At 47.4% G+C, this 25,136-nt stretch carries 21 protein-coding genes; 5 read left to right on the forward strand and 16 right to left on the reverse strand.

Annotation, left to right across the window (positions count from 1 at the left end; genetic code table 11):
• Positions 1-367: 367 nt before the first annotated feature.
• The 11 genes from AC4BAP_RS16160 to AC4BAP_RS16210 form a co-directional block, all read right to left on the reverse strand.
• The gene (locus tag AC4BAP_RS16160) at positions 368-1,501 is read right to left on the reverse strand and encodes a TlpA family protein disulfide reductase (RefSeq protein ID WP_490583710.1); all 1,134 of its coding nucleotides are present in this window, start codon (positions 1,499-1,501) and stop codon (positions 368-370) included.
• A gap of 169 nt (positions 1,502-1,670) precedes the next feature.
• Positions 1,671-2,540 (reverse strand): carboxypeptidase-like regulatory domain-containing protein, encoded by an 870-nt coding sequence (locus AC4BAP_RS16165; RefSeq protein ID WP_490583711.1) that lies wholly within the window; start codon positions 2,538-2,540, stop codon positions 1,671-1,673.
• Positions 2,541-2,657: 117 nt separating this feature from the next.
• A complete protein-coding gene (locus AC4BAP_RS16170; RefSeq protein WP_490583712.1) occupies positions 2,658-3,137 on the reverse strand; it encodes a peptidase associated/transthyretin-like domain-containing protein in 480 nt (159 codons plus the stop codon).
• A 125-nt stretch (positions 3,138-3,262) separates the two neighbouring features.
• Complete coding sequence (locus AC4BAP_RS16175; RefSeq protein ID WP_490583713.1) at positions 3,263-4,405, reverse strand: helix-turn-helix domain-containing protein; 1,143 nt, start codon at positions 4,403-4,405, stop codon at positions 3,263-3,265.
• A 265-nt stretch (positions 4,406-4,670) separates the two neighbouring features.
• Positions 4,671-6,500 (reverse strand): glycoside hydrolase family 15 protein, encoded by a 1,830-nt coding sequence (locus AC4BAP_RS16180; RefSeq protein ID WP_490583714.1) that lies wholly within the window; start codon positions 6,498-6,500, stop codon positions 4,671-4,673.
• A gap of 103 nt (positions 6,501-6,603) precedes the next feature.
• Positions 6,604-8,007: an alkaline phosphatase family protein gene (locus tag AC4BAP_RS16185; protein ID WP_490583715.1), complete on the reverse strand. Its 1,404-nt coding sequence runs from the start codon at positions 8,005-8,007 to the stop codon at positions 6,604-6,606.
• Positions 7,952-9,232, reverse strand: a complete 1,281-nt coding sequence (gene eboE, locus AC4BAP_RS16190) for a metabolite traffic protein EboE (RefSeq protein ID WP_490583716.1) — start codon at positions 9,230-9,232, stop codon at positions 7,952-7,954. Before eboE ends, AC4BAP_RS16185 begins: the two co-directional genes overlap by 56 nt.
• 26 nt (positions 9,233-9,258) lie before the next feature.
• Positions 9,259-10,449 carry a 3-dehydroquinate synthase gene (locus AC4BAP_RS16195; RefSeq protein WP_490583717.1) on the reverse strand — a complete coding sequence of 397 codons (1,191 nt, stop codon included), beginning with the start codon at positions 10,447-10,449 and terminating at the stop codon, positions 9,259-9,261.
• A gap of 103 nt (positions 10,450-10,552) precedes the next feature.
• Positions 10,553-11,461: a UbiA-like protein EboC gene (gene eboC / locus AC4BAP_RS16200; protein WP_490583718.1), complete on the reverse strand. Its 909-nt coding sequence runs from the start codon at positions 11,459-11,461 to the stop codon at positions 10,553-10,555.
• Between the two features lie 3 nt (positions 11,462-11,464).
• The gene (locus tag AC4BAP_RS16205) at positions 11,465-12,406 is read right to left on the reverse strand and encodes a TatD family hydrolase (RefSeq protein ID WP_490583719.1); all 942 of its coding nucleotides are present in this window, start codon (positions 12,404-12,406) and stop codon (positions 11,465-11,467) included.
• 44 nt (positions 12,407-12,450) lie between these two features.
• Complete coding sequence (locus tag AC4BAP_RS16210) at positions 12,451-13,374, reverse strand: EboA domain-containing protein (RefSeq protein WP_490583720.1); 924 nt, start codon at positions 13,372-13,374, stop codon at positions 12,451-12,453.
• Positions 13,375-13,876: 502 nt separating this feature from the next.
• On the opposite strand from AC4BAP_RS16210, the gene AC4BAP_RS16215 reads away from it, so the two are divergent.
• The gene (locus AC4BAP_RS16215; protein WP_490583721.1) at positions 13,877-14,146 is read left to right on the forward strand and encodes a hypothetical protein; all 270 of its coding nucleotides are present in this window, start codon (positions 13,877-13,879) and stop codon (positions 14,144-14,146) included.
• Positions 14,147-14,425: 279 nt separating this feature from the next.
• Positions 14,426-16,078 carry an alpha-glucan family phosphorylase gene (gene glgP / locus AC4BAP_RS16220; RefSeq protein ID WP_490583722.1) on the forward strand — a complete coding sequence of 551 codons (1,653 nt, stop codon included), beginning with the start codon at positions 14,426-14,428 and terminating at the stop codon, positions 16,076-16,078.
• Between the two features lie 306 nt (positions 16,079-16,384).
• On the opposite strand, the gene AC4BAP_RS16225 is transcribed toward glgP, so the two are convergent.
• The 3 genes from AC4BAP_RS16225 to AC4BAP_RS16235 all read right to left on the reverse strand — a co-directional run bounded on the left by AC4BAP_RS16225 (position 16,385) and on the right by AC4BAP_RS16235 (position 19,953).
• Positions 16,385-17,848 (reverse strand): aminoacyl-histidine dipeptidase, encoded by a 1,464-nt coding sequence (locus tag AC4BAP_RS16225; protein WP_490583723.1) that lies wholly within the window; start codon positions 17,846-17,848, stop codon positions 16,385-16,387.
• A gap of 134 nt (positions 17,849-17,982) precedes the next feature.
• A complete protein-coding gene (locus AC4BAP_RS16230; protein ID WP_490583724.1) occupies positions 17,983-18,621 on the reverse strand; it encodes a YczE/YyaS/YitT family protein in 639 nt (212 codons plus the stop codon).
• 438 nt (positions 18,622-19,059) lie between these two features.
• A complete protein-coding gene (locus tag AC4BAP_RS16235) occupies positions 19,060-19,953 on the reverse strand; it encodes a transglutaminase-like domain-containing protein (RefSeq protein WP_490583725.1) in 894 nt (297 codons plus the stop codon).
• Positions 19,954-20,178: 225 nt separating this feature from the next.
• Between AC4BAP_RS16235 and AC4BAP_RS16240 the strand changes: the two genes are divergently transcribed.
• From AC4BAP_RS16240 to AC4BAP_RS16250, 3 genes are read left to right on the forward strand one after another with little or no spacing between them, the layout of a single operon-like run.
• Positions 20,179-21,120 carry a helix-turn-helix domain-containing protein gene (locus AC4BAP_RS16240; protein ID WP_490583726.1) on the forward strand — a complete coding sequence of 314 codons (942 nt, stop codon included), beginning with the start codon at positions 20,179-20,181 and terminating at the stop codon, positions 21,118-21,120.
• Positions 21,121-21,178: 58 nt separating this feature from the next.
• On the forward strand, positions 21,179-22,576 hold the full coding sequence (locus AC4BAP_RS16245) for an alpha/beta hydrolase family protein (RefSeq protein WP_490583727.1): 1,398 nt from the start codon (positions 21,179-21,181) through the stop codon (positions 22,574-22,576).
• A complete protein-coding gene (locus tag AC4BAP_RS16250; RefSeq protein WP_490583728.1) occupies positions 22,563-23,891 on the forward strand; it encodes a DUF885 domain-containing protein in 1,329 nt (442 codons plus the stop codon). Before AC4BAP_RS16245 ends, AC4BAP_RS16250 begins: the two co-directional genes overlap by 14 nt.
• 87 nt (positions 23,892-23,978) lie before the next feature.
• On the opposite strand, the gene AC4BAP_RS16255 is transcribed toward AC4BAP_RS16250, so the two are convergent.
• Both AC4BAP_RS16255 and AC4BAP_RS16260 read right to left on the reverse strand, forming a co-directional pair.
• Complete coding sequence (locus AC4BAP_RS16255) at positions 23,979-24,434, reverse strand: DinB family protein (protein ID WP_490583729.1); 456 nt, start codon at positions 24,432-24,434, stop codon at positions 23,979-23,981.
• A gap of 313 nt (positions 24,435-24,747) precedes the next feature.
• Positions 24,748-24,954, reverse strand: a complete 207-nt coding sequence (locus tag AC4BAP_RS16260; RefSeq protein ID WP_490583730.1) for a hypothetical protein — start codon at positions 24,952-24,954, stop codon at positions 24,748-24,750.
• Positions 24,955-25,136: the final 182 nt, after the last annotated feature.

The raw sequence follows: 25,136 nt of genomic DNA on the forward strand, positions 1-25,136 counted from the left end.
AGCTCAACAGTCATTGGAGGCCTCCTATAACCCACCACTAATGCTTACTACTTCAAAATAACCTTTGAGGTCAGAATAACCCAAGTCATTTTGTAGACATACACTCTATCTATCGCCTCAAGAGACTCTGCGTCAAGTTCAGTTACATAAACTTCTTGTACACAGTTACATGAACTCAGGAAAGTAGTGTGTTAGCTATTTTTTTCAATTCTATATAATACTATTGATGCTAACACTACTAGCTAAATATAATAAAATAGACTTTTTATCGGAATCAACAAATAACCGTAACGGGCAAAGTAAATTTACTATTTGCACTCCACCACAATCTTCAGCACTACCTATCTAATCACATCCGCGCCTTTAGCTATGGTGACTTTGGCATCGTGCGGGAGTTAATTTTTAATCCTGTCTTTAGGATATCAGGGAGTATTTTCAGATGCGGATCATTTTCCTCATCCCTACTATATACTACTTTCCCGTCTGGGTCAATTAGATAAACCACTGGTATCGCCTGAGCCCCAAAAGTAGCTACCAAATCAGCGTTACCTTTAATGTGTACTCCCTTCATTCCGTATCGCTCAAGCGTTTTCATAGAAACAGCAAAGTCCTTATCAAGAGAGATATAAAGAACCTCCAGTTTATCTTTGGAGTAGCTATCTTGTACATTTGTTATTACTGGCATTTCTTCAAGGCATGGCTTACACCACGAAGCCCAGAAATTAATCAGGAGGTATTTCCCTTGGAAGTCTTTATTAGTGAATGTTTTTCCCGTAAAATCAATAGCGGAGAACTCTGGAACCTGCTGTCCTTTCTTAATATTTCTACCTCTTAGGCTTTTTGCAACAGAGGTCCCCTCTGCACTTTGCTTCCATTTTGCTGGGAAGACAGTATTAAAAACAGCTGTCAGGCTGTCCACGTTGAGAAGCTTGTTTTGCGCCAGCTCTTTTCTGAACAGCCAAAAAGAATAATAGAGCGCACTGTTCTGCTTAACAAATTCAGCCTTTTTCTCAGACATAAGTGTGCTTTTCTGGAAAAGGATCGCTACCAGTGAGTCGCTGGTACCAAGCTTGTTTTGGTTTGCTGACAAAAAGTTAAAAAAATCATTTTCAACTTCCGAGATATAGGCCTTCATCTTTTCAGCACCCATTCTATCCATGTCATATGCGTTTTTCAAAGTGAAGTTACCGAATGGACTTTCATGTGCTTTGGCTGAAGCAAACACAATTTGAGCTGGCTTGTCTGCTATAAAAAAGGACTTGTAGTGAGGGCGCATAGGATCACTGGCTGGCATATTAAATCCTATCGAAGCAAACTTTGAATAATACGTGTCGGAAATAGTAACCTTGCCACCATTCAACTCAGGCTTTAACGCTATCTCCTCTCTGCCATTGTCATAGAAGATGGTCAAGTTATTCTGATCAACATTTGCAGGAAACTGAACTGTTACGGTGAATTTCTTCTGGGCAAATGCAAAACCGCTGCCTAGCATCTGCAACATGACCAATAGGAGTATAATTCGTTTAGGTTTCATTATGTATATTAATAGATTTATTTAATAAATTTATTTTATGCTCGGTGCTCCCCGTTAGATAAATACAACACATTCTAAAACAGCCAATCCTATTCTCTAACTACAATATTTATGTAACTTAGGAAAATCAAAGAGACTAGTTTTTAACCACTACTTCCATTCTAGGTGCAAACAAGCCACTCTTGTTGACGATCCACTTACTCTGGCTTGTGTTCCGAGTAAAAACTGTTCCCCCGAATATTTTCTTTGCTCCAAAGTATAACCCTGACTGCTCCTTTCTGGCAAAGTTCACCTTCTGTAGTTTCTTTATGTATTCCAATGAAACTACAAAATCCTCATCTACTGCTATATTGTAAGGGATCAGGTTTACACTTGCCTTCCCCTTTACACCGCTAAACTTAAGATAAATCGGCTCTCTGAGAATGTTTTCCTTTGGGAGTCCACCTTCCAAGGCATAAACATTAAGTCTGAAAAAAAGAGTGTCGTAATCGTTTAGAAAGATATCTACTCCGAACTCCTCCAAGTAAGTCATTTTACCATTCACTTTGCACAAAAGTCCTATTTCATTGCCAAGGCTGCTAAACTTAAAGGCTGTCATTCCGACGCCAGCGGGAGTCGCTTCATTTCCTAAAACATCTCTTTTGAGTCTTTTACCTGAGACCCTTACTTCCTGCAGGTTAACTGTCTCGGCTTTGAGCAACAGCTCTCGGTTAGGCTGCGTTTCTGGTAAAAGATCACTTATTAAAAGAAGCTGTTTCTTATAGCCAATGCTGGAGACTACAAGTGAATCATTAATCTTCTCCTTATTTACCAATAGCTCGAAAAATCCGTTTTTATCGCCCACTGTACCCACATCCTGCCCCTTAATACCGATACTTATAAAGGGTATGGGGGTACGAGTTAATGAATCAACAGTCCTGCCTGTAATCATTATTTGATTTGATTGTCCAACAGATAGGATTGGAAGAAAAAGTACACTCAAAAACAGCAATAAAACGTCTTTCATAATTTGGGAATTTGATGTTTAATAAAATATTGCTCTTTATTATCTAATTTTAAAGGAGAGGAAGCGAACTATACTTGGAAATAGGTAGGTTCTCTGAAATTGCTCTATGTGTTGTTGCTAGGAATGCCTGAAGTTGCTAACAGCATCCATTGTAGGGCCTGCAAGCACGGATTTGTAGACTGTAGGTCCAAAATTAACTTCAATAGCAGAGGGAGGTACTTTTACCCGCAACAGGGCTTGCCTGAATTCATAAATTGTAGCCCAAGGTATCACTTCAACAGTTGGTAAAAGTTTGGATATACTTTGCAGATAGATAACAACAGAGTGACTATTGCTGTCGAGGTTGCTAGGGATTACAAGATAATACTCTTGAAATCCAAGCGATTTGAAATGAACAGTGTCACCGATGAGCACAGGCATGGAGAAAAAGCCGCTATTAGAGGTAGTTGTTTTCCTACTTAGACTGGAAGTATAAACAGCTGCACCCTCTATTCCCACTAAGCTATCTCCTGTAGCTACAACACCAGAAACTTGCACCAACCGATGCTGCTCCTGCGCTACAGCCTGCCCTACCGTTACGAGCAGGACTAAACGCATTGCCCATAATAGGTAGTACCCACTAATCTTTCTGCTGCCGCCTTGATTCCTGTAACAAACCCGAAATGCTTTTAACATTCGACAAAACTAACAGGCGTGGGATTATTTAGATGTGCCTTATTTGCTCAGGAAGCCTTGTTTTCGGAAATTGAGACCTTCTTTTGAGGGCTATCAACAGTGTCTACCCTGAACTCCTTCGGTGAGACTCCCGTAATTTCCTTGAACACACGGTTGAAGGTTGCCTTAGAAGAGAAGCCACATTCCTCCGCTACGGCAAACATGGTCAGGTGCCGATATTTCTCATCCATGATACGGGCCTTGAATTCTTCAATACGGTAACTGTTTACAAACCTAGTAAAACTGTCTCCAGTTCGGTTCTTAATGAGTTGAGAAACATACTTAACATTTGTATTCAGCCGTTCTGCCACATCGCTCAACTTTATATCAGCTCTCCTGTACAACTTCTCACTTTGCATCAGGTGGAGCACTTGACCAAAGTATAACTCTTTTTGATCTTCAGTCAGGATATAGGAAGCCTTTCTTACCGCGTGTATCTCATTTGTATGTCGAAAAGAGAAGAAGCTGATACTAAAGATCGCGATGAAATCCATCGCGGTGAATAAACCAATAACCTTGTAAGTATACTGTGTTACATCTTGGCCCCAGGCAAAAGTAAATGCCATTGCAAAGTACAAAGACCAAAAGCTGAAACGGATTGCAAAATATCCCAAAATATACTTCAGCCATTTGTTCTTTATAGGTGCGAAATTTTCTCTGCCTACTGCCTTACGGGCAAGTTTGAGAGCTCGAATAACAAAATAAATAGAGTATAGGCTAGCTATAAAGCTAAGCACAGCAGCTCCCCAAATAAAAGTCTTATTACTGGCAAGTCGAATCAATCGCTCACCTCCAAGGCTCAGGAGCACAAAGTTACCTACCAGTTCCACAACAGCAGGTATAAACCAGAGCCCATAGGCAGGCTTCCATGAAAATTCGTTCTGAGTGATTGAGGCGGTGTAGAAATAAAGAAGAGGTCCAAACCAAAAAAGAAACAGTGACGGGAAACCTAAGAGCCAGTAGTACTTAAAGGCTAGCCCTGAGTTCAAAAAAAAGCTGTGAAGCGAGCCAAAATTAAATGCGAGAATAAATAGCCCAAGTAACACATTTGCATTACGATTGCCTCTATTGTTGCTCAGAAACAGAAGCCCGAGCAATAGCCCCTGCGTAAAAATCAGCAAGTCACTAATGGAAAGTAAATTTAAGCCCACTATGTTTATTATGAATCTTGTAATAGAAAGATGGCTCTAAATTAGCAAATTCAAGAGTAAAATATGATTTATGATGCTCAACTGTATATACTAGAAACTGTTTAGCGTTTTGGTTAATGTTAATAGTTTGATTAAAAAGTATAAACCCGCCATTATTGATGTTTTTCACCAACAATCAAAAGGCAGCCGCTATTATACTTGCTGGTGAAAACACACAGCAAGGGCAGCCAGCTTAGATTTTATTAAACTCTGAACAGATTCCTTATCAATAATGGTGTTTGCTTTCGCCGGAAAGGTCGCGGTTAAGTTGATAGGCTGCGCTTATAAGGGCAAGATGCGTAAAGGCCTGCGGGAAATTGCCTAATTGCTCGCCTTTCAGTCCGATCTGCTCTGAGAAAAGCCCCAGGTGGTTGGCGTAGCCCAGCATTTTCTCGAAGTGAAGCCTCGCTTTCTCTACCTCGCCGCTTTTTGCCAGGCTTTCGATGTACCAGAATGAGCAGAGGCTAAAGGTGCCTTCCTCACTGTCAAAGCCATCAGCTGCACCGTCTTTCTGGAGATAACGGTAAACCAGCGAGTCGGAAACCAGGTGCTCCTCGATCGCTTTTAAGGTAGATTTCCACCGGGGTTCATGGGGACTTAATATGCGCGCCAGTGTCATCAATAATACCGAGGCATCCAGCACCTTAGATCCCTTGTACTGCACAAAAGCCTGCCGGTCCTCGTCCCAGTAGTTCTCAAAAATCTCTTTATAGATCGTATCACGCACTTTCTGCCACTCGCCCAGCGGGGCCGGAAAAGAACGGTCCCGTGCAATAAGTATGGCTCTGTCCAGGGCAACCCAGCACATCATCTTAGAGTACAGGAAATCCTTTTGCTCATGGCGTACCTCCCAAATACCGTGGTCTTTTCGTTGCCAGTTCTCAATTACATAATCCACGAACAGGCAGATGTTTTTCCAGAACTCGTAAGTTATAGGCCCGCCGTGCTTGTTGTAGAGGTAAATGGTATCGATCAGCTCACCGTAAATGTCCAGTTGAAACTGCTTGTATGCGGCATTGCCAATCCGTACCGGGCTTGAGCCAAAGTAACCTTCCAGATGTTTCAGCTCTTTTTCCTCCAGCTTCGTTTCACCATCCACGGCATACATCAGCTGCAGGTCTGAGGCGGTTTTCATATCTTTGCAGCGCTCCATCAGCCAGGCCAGAAATGCTTTGGACTCTTCCGTAAAGCCAAGCCTCAGAAAGGCATACATGGTAAAGGCGGCATCCCTGATCCAGGTATAGCGATAATCCCAGTTGCGGTCGCCGCCCAGGGTTTCGGGCAGGCTGAAAGTGGCGGCGGCAATGGTAGAGCCATGCTGCAGCGAGGTCATCATTTTAAGGGTGATGGCTGAACGGTGCACGATCTCACGCCAGCGGCCCTTATAGGTGCTATGCTCAATCCATTCGCGCCAGAACTCCACTGTGGCCGTAAAAGTAGTTTCGGAGTAATGTTCCAGGTTTTTGCGCTCAAACATACTTTCATCCTGCGGCACCGCCTCTATGGCAAACACAGCCGATTCGCCTTGCATCAAAGACCATCTGCCGTGCACGTCGCCCTTATGGAGCGATACTTTCTGGTTACTCATCAACCGGAACTGATAACCGTCGGAGCCTTTGCTGCGGAAGAAAATATCATCCTTGCCCCGTATTGCCTCGTGTTCGGCACGGGCATAGTCGAAGCGGGGTTTGCAGTCCATGCTAAACTCCATCTGGCCTTTTATAACCTTCAGGATGCGCACCAACGCACAGTTCTGCTCTTTCTTCTTTACAGGCATGAAGTCGATCAGCTCGGCCATACCGCTGTCTGTAAAAAATCTGGTAAGCAGCACACCGGTATCGGGTAGGTACAGCTGTTTGTAATGTGTGCCTTTGTGTGTTGGGGCTATGCTCCAGTAACCGCCCTTTTCCTTGTCGAGTAAGGCCGCAAATATGGTAGGAGAGTCGAAGCGGGTAAAAGGCAGGTAGTCCAGTGAGCCTGTTTTGGATACCAGCCCAACGGTATGCAGGTTCCCTATTAACCCATAGTCCTCAATTGGCTGATATTCTCGTTTCATGTACAGGTGCCTGTTTGCTGTACTTTACAAAACGGCCGGCAGCATTTATTGTTTATAACAAGACAGCCCCTGAACATATTAAAGTATAAAGTTGTGCGGTTGTTTATACTTCTTCCAGGGCTTTTGTTACCGGTGTTTTTGTCTGCAGATGATCGAGTATAAGGTTAAAGATGTCGGTGGCCTGCAGCTCGGCAGGCAATTCCTGCTTATACTTTGTCAGGAGCACGGGCCATTCGTTTTTATCAGCAGGCAAATGCCCGTGAGACCCTTTAATCAGCGTAGCATCCAGGGGTATAATGTCCATGACAGTTCTGAAGCCAAGTTTCTTTTTCAGCAGTTTGCCTGCTACCAGCGGCAACGGGAATTTAATTTTCGGATCAATGAACATCTCTACCGGGTCGTAACCAGGTTTTTTGTGGATGTCCACCATGCGGGCATAGTCAGGGGCTTTGCTGTCGTCGAGCCAGAAGTAGTAAGTGAACCAGGCGTTTGGCTTTGCTACCACCACTAACTCTCCGCAACGTTCATGGGCCAGGTTATACTTGTTTCGTTCGTCGCCAGCCAGTACTTCGGCCACACCGTCCTGCTGCTGTAACAGCGCCTTTAACTCCGCTATTTTAGATTGGTCTTTCATGTACACATGGGCCACCTGATGATCTGCCACGGCAAAGGCCTTGCTCATGGCGGTGTCCAGAAGTTCGGTGCCTCGTTCTGTACGTACTTGTATATACCCGTTTTGCCTCAGCACGCGGTTCAGGTGTACAGGTTGGTTCACATCCGAAATTCCATACTCCGACAGCACCATGACATGTGCGCCTTTCGCCTCATAAAATTCGATCAAATCACCGACCACAGCGTCTATTTCCTGCAGGTCTTTGGCAATGCGCGGGTTGGAGGGGCCCAGGCGTTGCAGGTTGTAATCGAGGTGGGGCAGGTAAATAAGCGTAAGTGTGGGGTTGTACAGGTTATCGGTTATTTTAGAGGCATCGGCAATCCATTTGCTCGATTTTATACTTGTTTTCGGCCCCCAGTAGTTGAAGAGCGGGAAAGTGCCCAGTTCTGCCTGTAGCTTATCCCGCAGGCTGGCAGGTTGGGTGTAGCAGTCGGGTAACTTACGGCCATCAGCCAGGTACTGCGGACGCGGGGTTAAAGTATAGTCGGCAGAGGTGTTCATGTTGTACCACCAGCCCATGTTGGCAACCGTAAAATTTGTATCAGCCGCTTTGGCAACCTCCCATACTTTAGGGGCCTGCACTAGCTTGTTCGATTGTCGCCACAGCTTTACCTCATCCTCGTCACGGAAGTACCAGCCGTTGGCGACAATGCCGTGCGCTTCGGGCCATTTGCCGGTAAGGTAAGTAGACTGCGCTGTACAGGTAACAGCAGGTACAGCGGGTTTTATACTTGCCAAGCGTGCCTGCTCCGACCATTTGGCCAGAAAAGGTGTGTGCTCACCGATGAGTGATTTCGTGAGGCCAACTATGTTCAGAACTACTGTCTTCTGCATGTGTGGTGTCTTTTATGTGCTCCAGAACCCAACGCATTTCACGCTCAATGGACTCTGGCAGGTCTTTTTTAATTTCTGCGGGAAGTACCTCCCAGGTATAGGTTTCCACTTCCAGGTGGCGGGTTACGGGTTCCTGCTTTTGTAGCCGGATCACTTCAACCACATCTTCCTGCGTGGATTGTAAGCTACTATAGGACTTCGTGAACAGCGGCACATGAAAGTGCGTGCGCCACTCCACGGCATTGGGTTTACGGATATGCTGCAAGGCAAAAGTAAGATCCGGGTAATGCGTAATTTCCCCGTCGTTGCTGCGCTCTACCACCTGGTGCAGGTACGTCGATTCTGCCAGTGATGCCAGCGTCTCGCATATCTCGCCACGAGTCTCCACATCTTCCGGAAGGCTCGTTTTAAGGGCTGCGCTTAGCTGTATTTTCCCGATTTTAATGCTGGCTGCCTTTAGCCTGGCAAATGCCTCTGCAGGTTTTTCGTAGGCCAGTGCAAAATGGCAAACATCATAACAAAGCTGCAGGTGCGTGTAAACAGCTTCTTTGGCTTGTTCCTCGGTAAGCCCTCTTTTTTTATGCAGTACCCGGATGGCGGCAGGGATTAACCACTCCTGGTAATACCCGATCACTTCCTCTGTATTCTCCAGAAAACCATCCGGCTCCGGTTCCAGATCTAAATGAATGAGTTTACCGGTTTTCTCCCTGATATCCAGCAATGCCTCTGCTACCTGCAAAAGGTGTTTCGTGCTCGAAGTATAAATCCATTCTATCTTGCTATCGTCTTCCTGCATAAACCAGGGTTTGTAAGATAAAGGGGAGGTAGAGATGCCTCCTTCTATACCATCGGGCAATAATTCGGCAAGTATGGTTGCCAGCCGAACAGTGTACTTTACCCTTTCCTCTGTGGTCCAGTCGGGGTGGTGTACCTTGTCTTTCACCTCCTGGTGGTGGAATCCACCGTAAGGGAAGCCGTTCATGGTAAACACATACAAATTTTCCTGTGCAAGCCAGCTTTTAAATTCCTCCAACACATTTCCTTCCAGTAAGTCGCGGCTGGCCTGGTCAGACAATCGCAACCCTATACCGAAGGGCCTGCCCGGACTTAGTTTTTGCCTGAGTGGGGGCAGGTATTGCTTCAACGAGTCGAATACTTCCTCCCAGGTTTCGCCGGGGTGGATGTTGGTGCAATAAGTAAGGTGGGAGCCATGGTCTAACTGCATAGTAAGTTTGTTTTAGTGGTGGTATATCAGGCCTGTTGTGCCAGCTGCCGGGGCTGGTGCCTCACCCGTAACTGATGTATCGCTTTCAGGATCAGGGCCTCGTCCATGTGGTGCACCTCTACGCCTTTTCCGATGCCTTCCAGCAGCATGATGGTAAGTTGTCCACCCAGGTGCTCCCGGAATTCCTGCAATCCCGCAATTACAGCGGGTTTGTCCTGGCCATCCTGTTGGTGCAGCAACTCTGGCGCATACAAATCGAATCCCAGCCGCTGAAGCAAGTGTAACACGTCGTTGCAGTCCTCCAGGTTTAGCATCCCGATCAAGTGAGAATAAATTACATCCAGGGCAATGCCAATGGTAACAGCCTCGCCGTGGCGCAGGGTATAGTTACTGATTTGCTCGAGTTTATGTGCCGCCCAGTGGCCAAAATCCAGCGGACGCGAGGAACCGGTTTCGAAAGGGTCTGCGCCGCCAATGTGCTGTACGTGCAGCTCGGCGCAGCGGTGAATGAGGTGCTGCATGGCTTGCATGTCGCGGCCTGCTAGCCTGTCGGCATCGTGTTTTATACTTCGGTAAAAAGCGGCATCCTTAATCAGGGCAACTTTTATAGCTTCCGAAATGCCTCCGCGCCAGTCACGGTCGTCGAGGGTGTGCAGAAACTCGCTGTCGTTGATAACGGCCAGAGGCGGGGCAAAAGTGCCGATGAAGTTTTTCTTGCCAAAGGCATTTATGCTGTTCTTCACGCCCACACCGGAGTCGTTTTGCGACAGCACGGTAGTAGGAACACGGATATGCCGGATGCCCCTGTGCGCTATGGTGGCAGCAAAACCGGCCAGGTCCAGCACGGCGCCACCACCGACGGCGATTAAATAGGAATGGCGGCAGATGCCGTGCTCGTTCACTGCCTGTAAAATCTGCTGCAGGTAAGCCGGGCTGTTCTTGGATTCTTCGCCGCCTGCAATCAGCAAGGGTTCTGCAACCAGCTTAACATGTTGCTTATACTTTGAGGCGTAATCCTTTATGTGCTGCAGCAATTCCGGGTGCGCACCGGCCACGCCACTGTCTATCACAAACAATAGCTTAGGCTGGGCACTGGAAGTGTGGTTTTCTGTTATTATGTCTGCCAGCAGGGTGTTGTCTGCCGCAAACAGGCTTTGTGTAAAGTATACCCCATACCTGAAACTGACTTTAAATTCTTGTTCTATTGTGTTGTGCATCCGGGGTTTGTTTTTGATCAGGGTAAGCAAGAGTAAATTATAATTGAATGTAAGCGGTGATCTTGCGGAAAATAAAGCAAGATGCTTTAAAAAGGTACTTCATTTATGTTACGCTAAAATTTCGGGCAATGTAAACGGAAACAGGTAAAAGCAAGAGCACCAGCAGGCCGTATTGCCACCCGGCAAAACCGGCAGCTATACTGGCATTCATCACGATCAGGGCAAGTATGCCGGCCTTAACGGCTTTCATGATCAGGAGGGGCTCTTTGGCAGGCATGGCCCGCACCAGTGGAGGAAATATTAAGTATGCAAAGAGTAACAGGAACGGAATACTATAGATCAGGTTAAATTGTGGAAGAAAGCTCAGGCAAAGTATGCCCAGGAAAACCAGGAGGTACATCAGCAAAGCGCCTTGTAAAGCGGAGGTGTTTCCACCATGAACTTCGCCACGGCTGATCATGGTAATGGCGGCAATGTAAATGATCGGGATGAGGGCAATAAACCAAAGGCTTTCAACCATAGCAGGTATAGCGCTTACGCCCAGTAAGAGGTTACCCCCACGGCAGGCCCCCATGTTCAGGGGACCAAACACATTGTGGTGTTTCCCTTTCCAGTCGTAAAGCAAGGCCAGCAGGGCAACTGTGAGAGCAATGGCTGCACTAATTAAGGATACCTGCCAGGCAGCGAGAATACCACCAGCCAGAAGTATGGCCCCCAGCGTGCTGGCGCCGCCTATACTTGCCTGGCCGCTGGGGATTGGGCGCTTAGGGCGCTCTACCCGGTCCAGGTCGGCATCGAAAACATCGTTAAACACCACGCCACCGCCGTACAGGCCAATGGTTGCCAGCACCAGCCAGCCAAGCGGCTGCAGGTGGTCAGGTATAAACCCGTTGTCCAGTAAGGTTATGGAGTACAAAGCGCCGGATGCGGCAAACCCCATCATAATATCGGCAATGGCCGTTACGATGTTTGCCGGACGCATCAGCCTCAGGTATGCTCCTGCTACGCTCATAGTTTAACGTACAATGTTGGACTCAAGCACATCCCCTGACTTTATCTCGCCTACAACCGGTGTCTGGCCGCCGCGAAGTATAGAATTGTCAGAGAATTTTTCACGCTGGTCTACTGTATTTGGGGTCAGCCAGTCCGATTCGTGCATCTGGCCGCTCTTGCCAAAAGAGTCCAGGGCATTCTGGTAGCATACTTTGCGCACGTCCTCCAGGCTTATTCCTTTCTCCAGCATCAGGGAGGCGGTTTTAGGTACAGACAACGGATCAGAAACTCCCCAGTCGGCAGAGCTGTTTACGATAATGCGCTCAGAGCCATATTTTTTCACAACCTCCACCATACGCTCATTACCCATTTTTGAATTAGGATAGATGGTAAAGGCGGCCCAGAACCCGCGGTCCAGGACATCACGCACAGTTTCCTCGTTGTTGTGGTCTATGATCACCATGTCCGGGGCAATGCCGTGCTCCAGGCATACTTCCATACTTTTAATGGTGCCGGCTTTTTTATCACGGTGCGGTGTGTGTACTTGTACAGGTAGGCCTACTTCTTTTGCCAGGTCTAGCTGTGCCCTGAAGAATTTGTCCTCAGCCGCCGTCTGATCGTCGTAGCCAATTTCGCCTACGCCCACTACACCCTCTTTGCAAACAAACAGCGGCAGCAGTTCCATTACCTGCTCGGCTAGTGCCTCATTGTTCGCCTCTTTGGAGTTAAGTCCGATGGTGCAGTAGTGCTTGATGCCGAACTGGCTGGCCCTGAAACGTTCCCAGCCAACAAGGCTGCTGAAATAGTCTTTAAACGATCCCACTTCTGTGCGTGGTTGCCCCAGCCAGAAAGCAGGTTCTATAATGGCCACAATGCCTGCCTGCCGCATGCGTTGGTAGTCGTCGGTGGTACGGGAGGTCATGTGGATGTGCGGATCGATCAGCATGAGGTTTTGGGTATTCATAAGGGTTGTGTGTAAAGGTTAGAAATCGGGTATTGTTGGTTAGTTTAGTTCATGGATAAAAGCTTGCTTCCGATCAGGTCCCAGGTTACCTCGCCGCTGCTGACGCGCTCTTTCAAAGCCGCGTGCTTGTTAAGAAGCTCTTTGGCGGGGGCGTAGTCGCTTTGGTGGCAGGCCAGCGCCGCCGCAGTCTGTTCAAGCTCATTGGGTTGCGAGAAAAGCTTTTGTATGTCCCGGATCAGGTTCTCATCGAGGCAGGGCCCAACAGAGCGCCATAGCTCCGGTGACACAGGGCGTCCTGCAGCCCAGCGTTCATGTGCATAATCCGATAGCATCCGTGCCAGTTTGGGGTTCACGCGTTTCTCGATGCCATAGATGCGGTAAATGGGTTTGTCTACGAACAGGGTTTTGAGCACAAGCTGGTTCCAGGCATCTTCTTCCAGGTAATCGGCAGGGTAGGGGTTGTTCAGAGCCACAGCCTCAAACACATCTCCCATATTTGTGCGTACGCCCTCCGCTGCCCTTTTCCGGAACTTTTCAGGATATGGTAACAGTGGCAGGGCGGCATACAGGGCCACCAGTTCTCCCATGTCGGCTGTATTAAAAAGCTTTTCTATAGTTGCAAAGTATGTTTCCGGGTCCTGGTAAGAGATGGAAAGTATAAGTAATGTGCGGACTGTCTGGGCCGTAGTCCAGGCGCTGGGGTTAAAGCCTTCCCGGATGCTATTGGCTTGTTGTAGGTCCTGAGCTGTGAGGTGTAACTTTTCTTTGCCTGCAAAACGGGGTGCGGCGCTAAAAGCAAGGTATAACTCTTTAGCCTGAACAGTATCCGTGCGAAGGAGTGTGAGTTTTTGATCGATCCAGTCCAGTGCCTGGGGTGTGGCTGTCTTACTGATCAGGTCTAGGAGAAAAGCACATGCTTCAATAACATCTGTTTGGAAGTTATCTGGTTTTGTAACAGTTCCACTCATTCGGTCCGGGTTTTTTTAAAAATATAATGTGGCAATAACTATGGCGAGCTATGCAACAGTAACAAGCCGATAGTTAATGCCGGCAAGGCAGCTTGTTCTGACAGGTTGCAAGGTATTGCGGTATGTTATGGCCAAAAGTTGAATAATTCAGCTATGCTAATATTACTCGTAAACTTTTACGGTTCCTTAAGTATAAAGTTGTTTAACAATTGTACTGTTTTATTGAATTTTATTTCTAATAGACTCTATTTAGTTTCTGCAAAAAGTAGATTTGAAACTGGTTTATTGGTTACAACAGACTGATACCCGGAACATTAATATTAATTATGACCCTGAGGAATCAGGGTTTAAACACACTTCTGTATGGTTTTTAGTCTCAAAATTACTTTCACCCGGAAAAAACAGCCGTTAACTCAAAAATGGATTTGTATAGAGTTTTTTTTCAATATAAAATTGAACTATACAAGCTATCAATACGTGTAAAAGGTAGTTTTTATAACATATGAAAGATTTAGATAGATTAAAAAAAGGATTAGGCGGAAGCAATGTATTGCTTTACAAAAATGATGACCAAGGATTAAAATGCTCTTTTGTAAAAGAAGGCCTGGTTGTTGACTCTTTTGTAATAGAAGATGATGTTTTGGCAAATGCCCTTGCTGAGAAAGGTACAAATGGCATCGTTGAGGGAAGTAATTTTCAGATGCTTCGAAATAATTATGACTGGTTTTCTCTAAGTGTAAAAACGAAAAAGCTGTATAAAGAGCTTAAATAGTAGCTATTCAATTAAACATGTGTACCGCTCCATTATCCCGCAAAGGTGGAGCGGATTTTTTATGATTATTGTCAAGTCCCTTTATGCAACATCCTGCGTATTGCCTTTCTGTTAAAATTCCATTTTAGTTTAAAATGCCGCTCGTTTGTATCAGTTTTAGCATAAACGGCGTAGCCTTTTAAGATGCAGTATTTCATAACGCTGCATTCGGTCTGAAGCTTACATGTATACTTATCAAGGCCACTATACCTAAAAAGTTGATTTTATAAAATTACGAATATGACGCAGTATAACCGGTGGTCACACCCACACGATATTGACAAGCGATATACCAAGAAAGTGGCCTATTTTAGTATGGAGTTTGCCATACATCAGGCCCTTAAAACATACTCTGGGGGGCTTGGCTTCCTGGCAGGCTCGCACATGCGCAGCGCTTTTGACCTTCGCCAGGACATGATTGGCATTGGCATGCTCTGGAAGTATGGCTACTACGACCAGGAGCGCAGCGAGGACCAGACCATGCGGGTGCTTTTCCAGAAGAAGTTTTACAATTTTCTGGAGTACAGCGGTATAACCGTGGAAGTGGAAGTGAATGACCATCCGGTGCTGGTTAGGGCCATGGTACTAAAGCCAGAGATATTCGGTACTGTGCCAATGTATTTTCTAACCACGGAGGTGCCTGAGAATGATTACCTTGCCCAAACCATTACCCAGCGCCTTTACGACCCTGAACCCATGGCCCGAATTGCCCAGAGTATTGTGTTGGGTATTGGAGGCGCCAAGGTAGTGGAAGAGCTGGGCGGAGCCGATATTTACCACATGAATGAAGGGCACGCACTGCCAATGGCCTTTTATCTATATAATAAGTATCAGGCCGTGGACGAGGTGCGCAAGCGCATGGTGTTTACTACCCATACCCCCGAGAAAGCCGGCAACGAGGAACACGACATACATTTGCTCGATCAGATGGGCTTTTTCAATGGCTTGCCCTTGGAGGAGGCCCGCCGGATCACGGGAATGCATGCCCTGATGTTCAACCACACGCTGGCTGCACTGCGGCTTTCAAAAGTATCGAACGGGGTGTCGCAGTTGCATGGCGAAGTGGCCCGCACCATGTGGTACGACAACGAGGGCGTGTGCGAGATAAAAGCCATTACCAATGCCCAGAACGTGCCCTACTGGATGGACCAGACCATGCAGGAGGCCCTGGAACAAAATGACGATGCCAAGCTGAAACGCCGCAAAGCCGAAATGAAAAAGCAGCTTTTTGATGTAGTAGCCAACCAGTCGGGTAAACTCTTCAGGCAGGATGTACTGACTATTGTGTGGGCTCGCCGCTTTGCTGCTTACAAGCGTGCCGACCTCCTGCTGCGCGACCCGGAGCGCTTCTTCAGGCTGATCACAAATCCGGATTACCCGGTGCAGGTGATCTGGGCTGGCAAACCATACCCATTCGACCACGGCGCGGTGCAGGTATTTAACAAACTCGTGAAGATGTCTTACAAGCGTGACAATGTTGCTGTACTTACCGGTTACGAACTCCAATTGTCTCGACTGCTGAAGCAAGGCTCTGATGTGTGGCTTAACACGCCTCGCCGCCCAAGGGAAGCATCCGGTACCAGCGGCATGACGGCTGCCATGAACGGCTCTGTAAACTTTTCGGTGCAGGATGGTTGGATTCCGGAGTTCTCACGCCACGGCGAAAACAGCTTTATACTTCCCATAGTAGATACAACCTTGCCAGACCATGTGCAGGACGACATTGATTACGAGAACATGATGCGCATACTGGAGCAGGAGATAATACCCACCTATTATAACAACCCGGACCGCTGGCTGGAAATTGTTAAGCAAAGTATGCGCGATGTGGTGCCAGCCTTCAGTGCAGACAGAATGGCGCATGAGTATTACGAGAAGATGTATAATTACTGAGAGTAAACCATATACATCTGTTACATAATTGTGTAAAAAAAACAGGCCGCTCAGGTTATATTTGAGCGGCCTGTTTTTTTATGATGGATCCTTGTGGTAGTAAAATTAGGGGTGGATTATTCTATTTTTTTGTCATCCTGGAAGGATCTTGGTGGCTGGGAGGCCGAGCTTAACCTCTGGGGGTTAAGGCCAAAGCCCTCAATTTAAGGCAAATGCTCTTTCGGACATCCTTGTCCGGATCAGCTTTACAAATTTCTTAAGTTGACGGCTTTGGGGCTTAGGGGTGGGTTTACGTTAACCTCAAACTTACACCTTCTCCGGCACACGCTTCAGCGTTTCCAGCAGAAAGTCCCAGTACTTCTTCACAGAACTTATCTGCACTTTCTCGTCAGGGGAGTGGGCGCCGGTGATGTTAGGGCCGAAAGAGATCATCTCCATGTTCGGGTAGTTGGCACCCAAAATGCCGCACTCTAATCCTGCGTGGCAGGCATTTACGTGGGGCTCTTCGTTAAACCTGGAGCGGTACAGGTCACTCATTAACTTTACGATAGTAGCATCTGGTTTTGGCATCCAGCCAGGGTAAGAGCCACTGAACTTTACATCGGCACCAGCCAGTTCCAGGGCAGATTTAATTGCACGGGCAAGGTCCATTTTCTCAGAATCCACGGAGCTGCGGGTAAGGCACATCACGGTTAACTCACCGTCTTTTACAAGAACGCGCGCCATGTTGTTGGATGTCTGCACCAGGTTTTCGATGTCCGGGCTCATGCGGTAAATGCCGTTAGGACAGGCGTAAAGCGCACGTACAAATTTGTTTGTGAACTCAACCGTTGCAATCTGAGCGGGTGTATCTATACTTTCAAGTATAACCTGCAGGTTAGGATCAGTTGTATTGTGTTCGCTCTTAAGTATGGCTTTCTGCTCTTCCACAAACTTCTTAAAATCAGCTTCCTTATCGGTAGGTACCGCCAGTTCTGCAAAGCTTTCGCGCGGGATGGCATTGCGCAGTCCGCCGCCGTCTATCGTGGCCACACGTACTTCAAACTGCTCTACTGCCTGCGCCAGTACACGGTTCATCAGTTTGTTGGCGTTGCCGCGGCCACGATGGATATCCATGCCGGAGTGGCCACCAGTCAAGCCTTTTATACTTAGCTTATAGCCTTTCGCACCAGCAGAAGTCTGTTCCTGGCTATACTTTCCGGTAGCGGTGATATCCACGCCCCCGGCACAGCCAATGGTCAGTTCACGGTCATCCTCGGTGTCCAGGTTCAGCATAATGCTGGCATCCATCAAACCGCCTTTCAAGCCCATGGCACCCGTCATGCCGGTTTCCTCGTCAATGGTAAACAGCGCCTCAATAGGAGGGTGTGCAATGTCTGTTGAGGCTAGCAGCGTCATGATGGAAGCCACGCCCATGCCGTTGTCAGCGCCAAGTGTTGTGCCTTTTGCTCTCACCCAGTCACCATCCACGTACATGTCGATGCCTTGTGTATCGAAGTCAAAATCGGTGTCGGCGTTTTTCTGGTGCACCATGTCCAGGTGGCTTTGGATGGCAACTGTCTGGCGGTTCTCCATACCTTTGCTGGCCGGCTTCTTGATGATCACGTTGCCAACTTCATCCACATAGGTCTCGAGGCCAAGGCCCTCGCCAAAGGCTTTTATAAATTGAATAACGCGTTCCTCTTTTTTAGATGGGCGCGGTACGGCATTCAGGTCCGCAAAATTGTTCCAGAGCGCTTTCGGCTCAAGGTTTCTTACTTCAGTACTCATAGTTTATAGGGTTACAGCGCATCATTACAACCAGATGCGGCTAAATATTTATCAAACCGGATAAAGATAAGAAGAATAGCGGAATTTGAGGCTCAGGATGTTGGGCAGGCTTAACTTAATACCTTGTGGGTAACCTATACTTTTGCCTCAACTTTGCTTACTTTGGATGAGATTTGAGCGCGCAGGTTCACGAAAAACTTCAGGGTAAACTGGAAGATAGGACTGAAGAGCAAAGTATAAAAGAAGGTTACCAGACCTACAGGCCCACCCATCAGCCAGCCAATCACCAGCACCACCGACTCCACCACAATGCGGGCCTTGCTCACGGAAAGCTTGGTTCTGTCGGAAATGGAGAGCATAAAGCCATCCCGCGGACCTGCCCCGACGCCACCCGCCACGTACAAGCCCCCGGCAGTGCCACCTATAAGTATGGCAACAAGCAGGTATGCATAGTCCAGCCAGGTGCCGGTTTGGTCGGGCAGAATGTCCAGCCACAGGAAAAAATCCATAAAAGGGCCGATGAGCATGGCGTTCAGGAAAGTGCCGATGTTGATATACTTCCGGTTCACAAACCACGAAACACCCACCAGGAACAAACCAGTCATCACGCTCCAGGTACCGATGGTATAGCCAAACTTCTGCTCGAAGGCCACATTCAGTACCTCCCAGGGGTGCAGGCCAAGGTACTTTACTTTAACAGCCAGCGCATTGCCTAAGCCAAACAGCAGCAGGCCCATAAAGAAGAAAGTATAACGGATGATCCAGTCGCGCATTATAATAAGCTCTGAGCACAGGGCTCACACTAAATAGTTCAAGTTTTGATTTACACACTCTGCGCCCCTCTCAAGAGCAGGGCCGTTTCATTCTAAATATTTCCCCCTTGGCTTTTAATAGAGCAAGGTATCAATTCTCCCCTTGAGGGGAGTTAGAGGGGTGTTAGCTTTTTACGAAAGGCCCTTCCAACTGGCTTTACACCCCTGCGGTCCCTTCAAGGGGACAATTATTCTTAGAATGAAACGACCCTGCTCTTGAGAGGGGCGCAGGGGTGTGTTTACACCTGCCTGTTATCATGTATCGCACATGTGTTAAATAAAAACACCTGCTCGCAGGCAGGCGCAAGATTACAAAATTAAAGCAGAAAGGCAGGAGAAATGTTTAAAAGAATGCAAGTATAAAAAAGAACGTCTTCTACGGGTTGCAGCAAGACGTTCTTATTTGCCAAATGTGATCACGCTGTAAAGCTCTGGCTCCAGGAAAGGGCCTCCAGGGTAGCTACCTGTATAGTCAAAGTTTATCCAAAGGTCGCCACCGGTCTCGTGGAAGTGGATCTTTCCCCCGTTTACCTCGTCCGGGAACAGGGTCCTGATGGCGTAACTCACCTGGTCAAGATCATCCATGGTGCCCACCTTAACCTCGGTGTACATGTGGCTAGGCGAGATGACAATGCGTGCCTCGCCGCCAATAGCCATGATAGACGAAGCCATAAGTATAGCATAGTCATCGCAGTCGCCGGCCAGCAGGCCCATACTTTCGGTTGGGGGTGAGTAATAGTCCATGCCCAGTGGGTCGTTCACATACTTCCAGTTTAACCGGATGTGCTTGAAAAGGGAAAAATAGCGGGTTGCCTTGCCAAACTTACGGTAATACTCATCATGAAAATAGCGGGTTGAGTTCTCCACGGCAAAGGCACGCACTTTGGGGTGTGTGGGCTGCATGGCCCGCTTCACGCGCTGGTCCTGGAAATAGGTGCCGCGAACTGGTTTAAAGTATGAAACCTTATGCGGATTGCTGGTCATGTTTACCAGCATGGCGTTGTAATCGGCATAAATGCCATCGAGTGTCTGGTCTTTAAAGGTTTTGTTAAAGGCCATCACGCTCAGCATACCGATAAACATAAGCACCAGCAGTTTGCGGCTTATCTTAGTAACGACAACAGAAATAGCGGCTGCGAACATCAGGCACAGTAAAAAGTGCAGTTCGTAGTCCATGGAGTTGTAGGGCGGTATGTAAAAGCTGAATAAAACAGCCATCGGAAATACAATAATGATCTGTATGAACCGGATAGCAAAGTTCAGCAACTCAGTTGGTCGGAAATATCGCGTCATAGGATCTCAGGGTTTGAGGGTTCTGGCGCCGGGTAATCTAATGCCGGCTATAAAGAGTGTGCCGGCAGAAACGCTCTGTATTTTTGTAACGCAAAAGGTAGGCCTTTTGACTCCATTAATTTACATTTTTTTTAAAATTTTTTCAGATTTTTTCTAACCTGATATTTATCAGGTATATTTATACTATGGCCCTATGCCTTAAGCAGCGCATCTACTACCTGAACTATGAATTTAAAAGACCAACCTACATTTATCCCCAGCTTTTCGAAGCTGGTGGAAGGACAACGGGCTGCCCCCGTGCCCGCCGATACCTCACACATTTACCACTCATTCTTTAAATCATACTTTGGCGAGACAATAAACCAGCATGGCTATGCCCTGAAGTATGTGGTATCGGGCAGGGAGCGGTATGAGGTAAACGGACGCCGGCACACTGTAACCGATGGCAAGTTACTGGTAGTAGGGCATGGCAGTACGTGCAAGGTAGAGGTAAACGAAAGTACTACCGTAGAGGGGCTTTGCCTGTACCTGAACTCCGGCATGGTAACAAAGGTGTGGAGGACTTTGCAGCAACCAACCAATAAGCTGCTCGAAATGCCGGAACTGTGTAAGAGCACACCTGAAGTATTTGAGCATGTTTTTGAAGCCGACACACATACCCTGAAACCCAAGCTCGATAACCTCAGGCTTTTGCTGCACGAGGGTACTTTTGGTGACTGCGCCCAGCCGGAGGAGTTTTTCATGAGCCTGGCAGAAGACCTATGCCGCCTGCAACTGAGAACGCAGCAGCTTGTGCACCAGATACCCGCCAGCAAAAAAGTAACCCGCGAGGAACTGACACGCCGCCTGTTACTTGCCCGCGATTACCTGCACGATAACCTAACTGAACCCCTAAACCTGAGGCAGTTGGCAGAAGTGGCCAGTTTGTCTGAGTTTCATTTCCTGAGGCAGTTTAAGGCAGCCTTTGGCACAACGCCTTACCAGTACCTGTTATACTTGCGGATGCAGCTGGCTGTACATTTATTGAAAACCGGAGGCATGACAGTGGGAGAGGTAGCCCAGGCATGTGGTTTCCGGGAGGCGCAGGCGTTTAGCAAACTGTTCAGGAAAATGCTGGGCAAAGCACCGTCTGCGTACCTGAAGGATTGCGAGAACTTAGCAATTTAATACCTGCTGTAAAAGCCTGCCCCTACGTACCTTTAAGTATAATTTTCCAGTAGCTGACATGAAGAAGACTCCTTTTTTTGCCCTTGCCGCCCTGGCTCTTAGCCTTGGTTGGTCTGCGCAAGGCCAGCACCTCAAGCGCCGCCCTTTCCTGGGGGTGCAGATTGTAGCGGTTTCGGATTCCCTGGCCTCAGCCTATAACATGAAAAGCCCGGAAGGAGGAAGGGTAGCAGCGGTAATACCCAACAGCACGGCCGCAGCGCTTAAAATGCAGCCCAACGACGTGATCATCAGGATAAACCAAACAGATATAAAATCGGCCGGCGATGTGGTAGCCAAAGCCCGCGCATTTACCACCGGAGAGCCGGTTACGGTGCAAGTGGTAAGAAATGGCAAAACCCTGACACTAAAAGATAAGGTGAAGGAAATGCCCCGCGAAACAGACCCGAACGCAGAGGTAATGTACGAGGAGGTGAAAACAGCAAATGGCTATACCCGCCTGATCGTAAAGAAACCGAAAGGCACTGGCAAATACCCTACTGTTTTCTTCTTGCAGGGTTATGGCTGCAGCTCTATCGATAACCTGCCGCCCCACGATCCGCAACGCAAACTGATGGATGGCCTGGTAGCGAGGGGATATGCAGTGTTTAAAATGGACAAACCCGGCTCCGGCGACAGCCAGGGCAGTGCCCCATGCACAGAAATTGCCTTCCCCGAGGAACTGGCTGCTTTCTCTGCCGCCTTAAAACAGATCAAGACCTATGGTTTTGTGGATGCAGACAACGTGTTTCTGTTCGGCCACTCGCTGGGTGGCAATACAGCCCCCATCATTGCCTCCGACACAAAGGTAAAAGGCATAGTGGCATATGGCGTGGCTGGCAAGCCCTGGTATGAGTACATGCAGGACGTGTTTCGGGAGCAGCGCGCCGTGGTGGGCACAGACCCCGTAAAGATTGACGAAGACATGAAGGTGCTTGGTCCGCTTACTTATGAGTTTATGCTGGAAAAGAAGTCGCCGGAAGAACTTCTGAAGAACCCTGCCTATAAACCATACCTGGAACAAAACTATAACTACGATGGCAAAGGCCATATTTTTGGCAGGCACTACACGTTTATGCAAAGCATACAGGACGCGCCTGCAAATAAAGCCTGGCGCGATGCCAATACCAATGCCCTTATCATCTATGGCGAAGCAGACATTGCCTCTATCAGTCCGCATAACTCGCAGTTGCTGGTGGATGCCATTAACACCATGCACCCTGGCACAGCTACCTATAAGTTTTTACCCGGAACCGAGCACGGCTTTATAAAGGTGGGTACCAAGCAAGACCTGCTGCGCCTGCAACAAAATGGGCAGTTCGAAGCCTACATGCGCGACAACTTTAACCAGGAGCTGGTGGAGCTGGTGGATAACTGGATGAAGCAGCTTAAAAACAAACCAACCATTGGCCGCAATTAAAAACTATACTTTACTGCTGTGTCTAGCTCTGCTTTTATTGTTTGGGGCTGGCGCACCTGCACCCTCCGAAAACGAAAAGCTGATGGAGCTGCTACGGCAATTTGCCACTGAATACCGTGCCCTTCACATGCCGGGGCTCAGTATGAGTTATGTGGAGCGGCTGCAAACAATACAGGATGCGCAGGGCCTTGCACGGCAGGAGCAGTTATTCAGTAAAACAGCGGGTGAGATCAAAAGTATAAATGCAGACCAGCTGACGGGCAAGTATAAATTATACTACCGGCAGCTGCGCTACGAACTGGACCTGAATCAGTGCCGCGTAGCCTTACAGCAAAAGTACCGGAAACTGGCAACATCAGCCCCGACAGACCAGGGCATACTTCAGCAGCCGCTTGGCAGGGAGATTTACAGGTACTGGCTGCAAGAGTACCTGAGTTTACCCGTAACACCCGAAGACTTAAAAGCCTTTGGCATGCAGGAAGTACGTAAGGTGCAACAGGAGATAAAAAAGGTACAGGCACAATTGGGCTTTGCCAACGACAGCGCAGGATTTTACGCCCACCTAAACGACAGCAGGTTTATACTTGGTAAAGAGAAGGAGATCATCAAAAGGTATCAGCAAAAGTATAAAGTTGTAGTACAGCACCTGCCAGACTTGTTTTATACAACAGACTTCCGGGAGTTATACTTTGCTAAAATAGAGGATGCCCACAAAGACACGCCTCCGGGCATTTACACCCCGCACAATACCAGTTTCCAGTTTAACCTATACCAGCAGCACCACAATACCCGCTCCATGGATTTTCTGCTGCTGCACGAGGGTGTTCCGGGCCACCATTACCAATCGGAGCGGAGGCGGCAGCTACACGGCATAAACCCCTTAACCAACCTTTTCTGGTATTTTGCCTACGCCGAGGGCTGGGCTGCCTACACCGAAGAACTGGGCCATGAGCTGGGGCTTTACCAAACCCCATACGACTACCTGGGCAAACTGGAGTGGGACCTGGTGCGCTCTGCCAGGGTGGTGTTAGATGTGGGCCTCAACCACGACGGCTGGACAAAAGAACAGGCCATGGCCTTCTGGAAACAGCACATCCCGAACCAGGACGACATCGCCCAACGCGAAATAGACCGCATGCTGCGCTGGCCGGTGCAGGTGCTTACCTATAAAGTTGGGGCAGATTTTATACTTCAGAAACTACAGCAGGCAAAGCGGGAGCAAGGTACAAGTTTTGATATCAGGCAGTTCCACGAAAGCTACCTGGAACATGGGCCTTTGCCTTTGGTGGTGCTGGTAGAGGAGGAGAGGGGTTGAATTTTGGTGGCGTGCTCGTGCAGGCTAAATCAAGGCGTCGGCTTAAGCGTGGGGTTGGAGTAAATGCGTGGTTTGTTGAGGCCGTTTTTAGCTGGCTAAAAATTTCTTCATTTCATTCGGCATCGGATAATGCCCATTTTGCCGCATTTGCAAAACGATCTCTCCCAAGTGAAATGATAAATGGACTGATATGTCTTGTACTATCTTTAACTTCTTTTCTATGTCGTTGCTTTCAGTAGAATATGCTTGAATTTCACTTTTAATCTGTTCAATTTGATTATTAAAGGTATCGATAGTTTGCTGTAATTGTCCTTGGTCACAAACAACAGGGTTAGTTTTCCAAGTATCCAATTCTTCAATGTCCGTAGCATCTATTCCTTTTAATTTATTCAATTGAAATTCTTGCCAGATTATTAAATGATTTATGATTTGCCAAAAGCTTTTTGGAGTATTAACAGCTCGATGACTGGCTTTGACCACATCCATGTTGTCAAATACTTTAAATGTGTCGAATGAATTAGAAAAAATTTTATTAAAGTTCATTTTTCTTTCTTAAGGTTGCATTTATCGTTTTGTACAGGCTGTGAACGAGGCGCAGCCGCAGCTTGACTTATGTGTGGAGTTAGATAAAGTAATCTGTGTTACACTTCTTCTCACTTTCTAACAAATACTAAAACACCCCCTTGTCCGACTACTGAGAGTGACAAATATTTATCAGAAAGACCATTTATATAATAACATGTTTCACTCTGATCACCAATGTCAGTAAGTTGTAAAAATGCAGAATTTGCATCAACGGTAACCTCAAAGTTGCACTGTGGAGACGTATTCGAAATAGAAAAGCTTGCTGTAGAAATCACTTCTTCTCCATAGTGCTGGTAGCACTTCCCATCAGGTGTGAAAATTGAGCGGAACTTACTGTTTCTTCATCTTCTGATGTTGTGATGACCTTTGGCTTAATTGGTTGTTCTACAATAGCAGTAACTGACTCTACTTTCTGTTCTCCGCAGGAAAATAGGAAAAGCAGTAGGGCAAGCTTATAGACGGGAGGTATGTATTTCATTAATTTAATTTTATCCAACGGCTCGTGTATACCCTGTGCGAGGCTTTTAGCCGAAGCATAAGGTATAAACCTTGTGTGCGCCCAGCATGGCGCGAGTCATATTTCTCTAGAAATATACTCAGATTATCCAGAGGGTGCAAGTCCCTTATTGGCAAGTTGGCGAAGCCGATTAGCAAGCTGCA

This window comes from Pontibacter sp. GD7 (genome assembly GCF_058216375.1).

Coding starts and splice junctions, on each gene's coding strand:
- AC4BAP_RS16195 (WP_490583717.1), bottom strand. CDS start 10,449: ATGCACAACACAATAGAACAAGAATTTAAAGTCAGTTTCAGGTATGGG.
- AC4BAP_RS16160 (WP_490583710.1), bottom strand. CDS start 1,501: ATGTTGCAGATGCTAGGCAGCGGTTTTGCATTTGCCCAGAAGAAATTC.
- AC4BAP_RS16260 (WP_490583730.1), bottom strand. CDS start 24,954: ATGAAATACATACCTCCCGTCTATAAGCTTGCCCTACTGCTTTTCCTA.
- glgP (WP_490583722.1), top strand. CDS start 14,426: ATGACGCAGTATAACCGGTGGTCACACCCACACGATATTGACAAGCGA.
- AC4BAP_RS16185 (WP_490583715.1), bottom strand. CDS start 8,007: ATGCAGAAGACAGTAGTTCTGAACATAGTTGGCCTCACGAAATCACTC.
- AC4BAP_RS16215 (WP_490583721.1), top strand. CDS start 13,877: ATGAAAGATTTAGATAGATTAAAAAAAGGATTAGGCGGAAGCAATGTA.
- AC4BAP_RS16255 (WP_490583729.1), bottom strand. CDS start 24,434: ATGAACTTTAATAAAATTTTTTCTAATTCATTCGACACATTTAAAGTA.
- eboE (WP_490583716.1), bottom strand. CDS start 9,232: ATGCAGTTAGACCATGGCTCCCACCTTACTTATTGCACCAACATCCAC.
- AC4BAP_RS16240 (WP_490583726.1), top strand. CDS start 20,179: ATGAATTTAAAAGACCAACCTACATTTATCCCCAGCTTTTCGAAGCTG.
- AC4BAP_RS16225 (WP_490583723.1), bottom strand. CDS start 17,848: ATGAGTACTGAAGTAAGAAACCTTGAGCCGAAAGCGCTCTGGAACAAT.
- AC4BAP_RS16230 (WP_490583724.1), bottom strand. CDS start 18,621: ATGCGCGACTGGATCATCCGTTATACTTTCTTCTTTATGGGCCTGCTG.
- AC4BAP_RS16205 (WP_490583719.1), bottom strand. CDS start 12,406: ATGAATACCCAAAACCTCATGCTGATCGATCCGCACATCCACATGACC.
- AC4BAP_RS16170 (WP_490583712.1), bottom strand. CDS start 3,137: ATGCGTTTAGTCCTGCTCGTAACGGTAGGGCAGGCTGTAGCGCAGGAG.
- AC4BAP_RS16210 (WP_490583720.1), bottom strand. CDS start 13,374: ATGAGTGGAACTGTTACAAAACCAGATAACTTCCAAACAGATGTTATT.
- AC4BAP_RS16235 (WP_490583725.1), bottom strand. CDS start 19,953: ATGACGCGATATTTCCGACCAACTGAGTTGCTGAACTTTGCTATCCGG.
- AC4BAP_RS16180 (WP_490583714.1), bottom strand. CDS start 6,500: ATGAAACGAGAATATCAGCCAATTGAGGACTATGGGTTAATAGGGAAC.
- AC4BAP_RS16165 (WP_490583711.1), bottom strand. CDS start 2,540: ATGAAAGACGTTTTATTGCTGTTTTTGAGTGTACTTTTTCTTCCAATC.
- AC4BAP_RS16245 (WP_490583727.1), top strand. CDS start 21,179: ATGAAGAAGACTCCTTTTTTTGCCCTTGCCGCCCTGGCTCTTAGCCTT.
- eboC (WP_490583718.1), bottom strand. CDS start 11,461: ATGAGCGTAGCAGGAGCATACCTGAGGCTGATGCGTCCGGCAAACATC.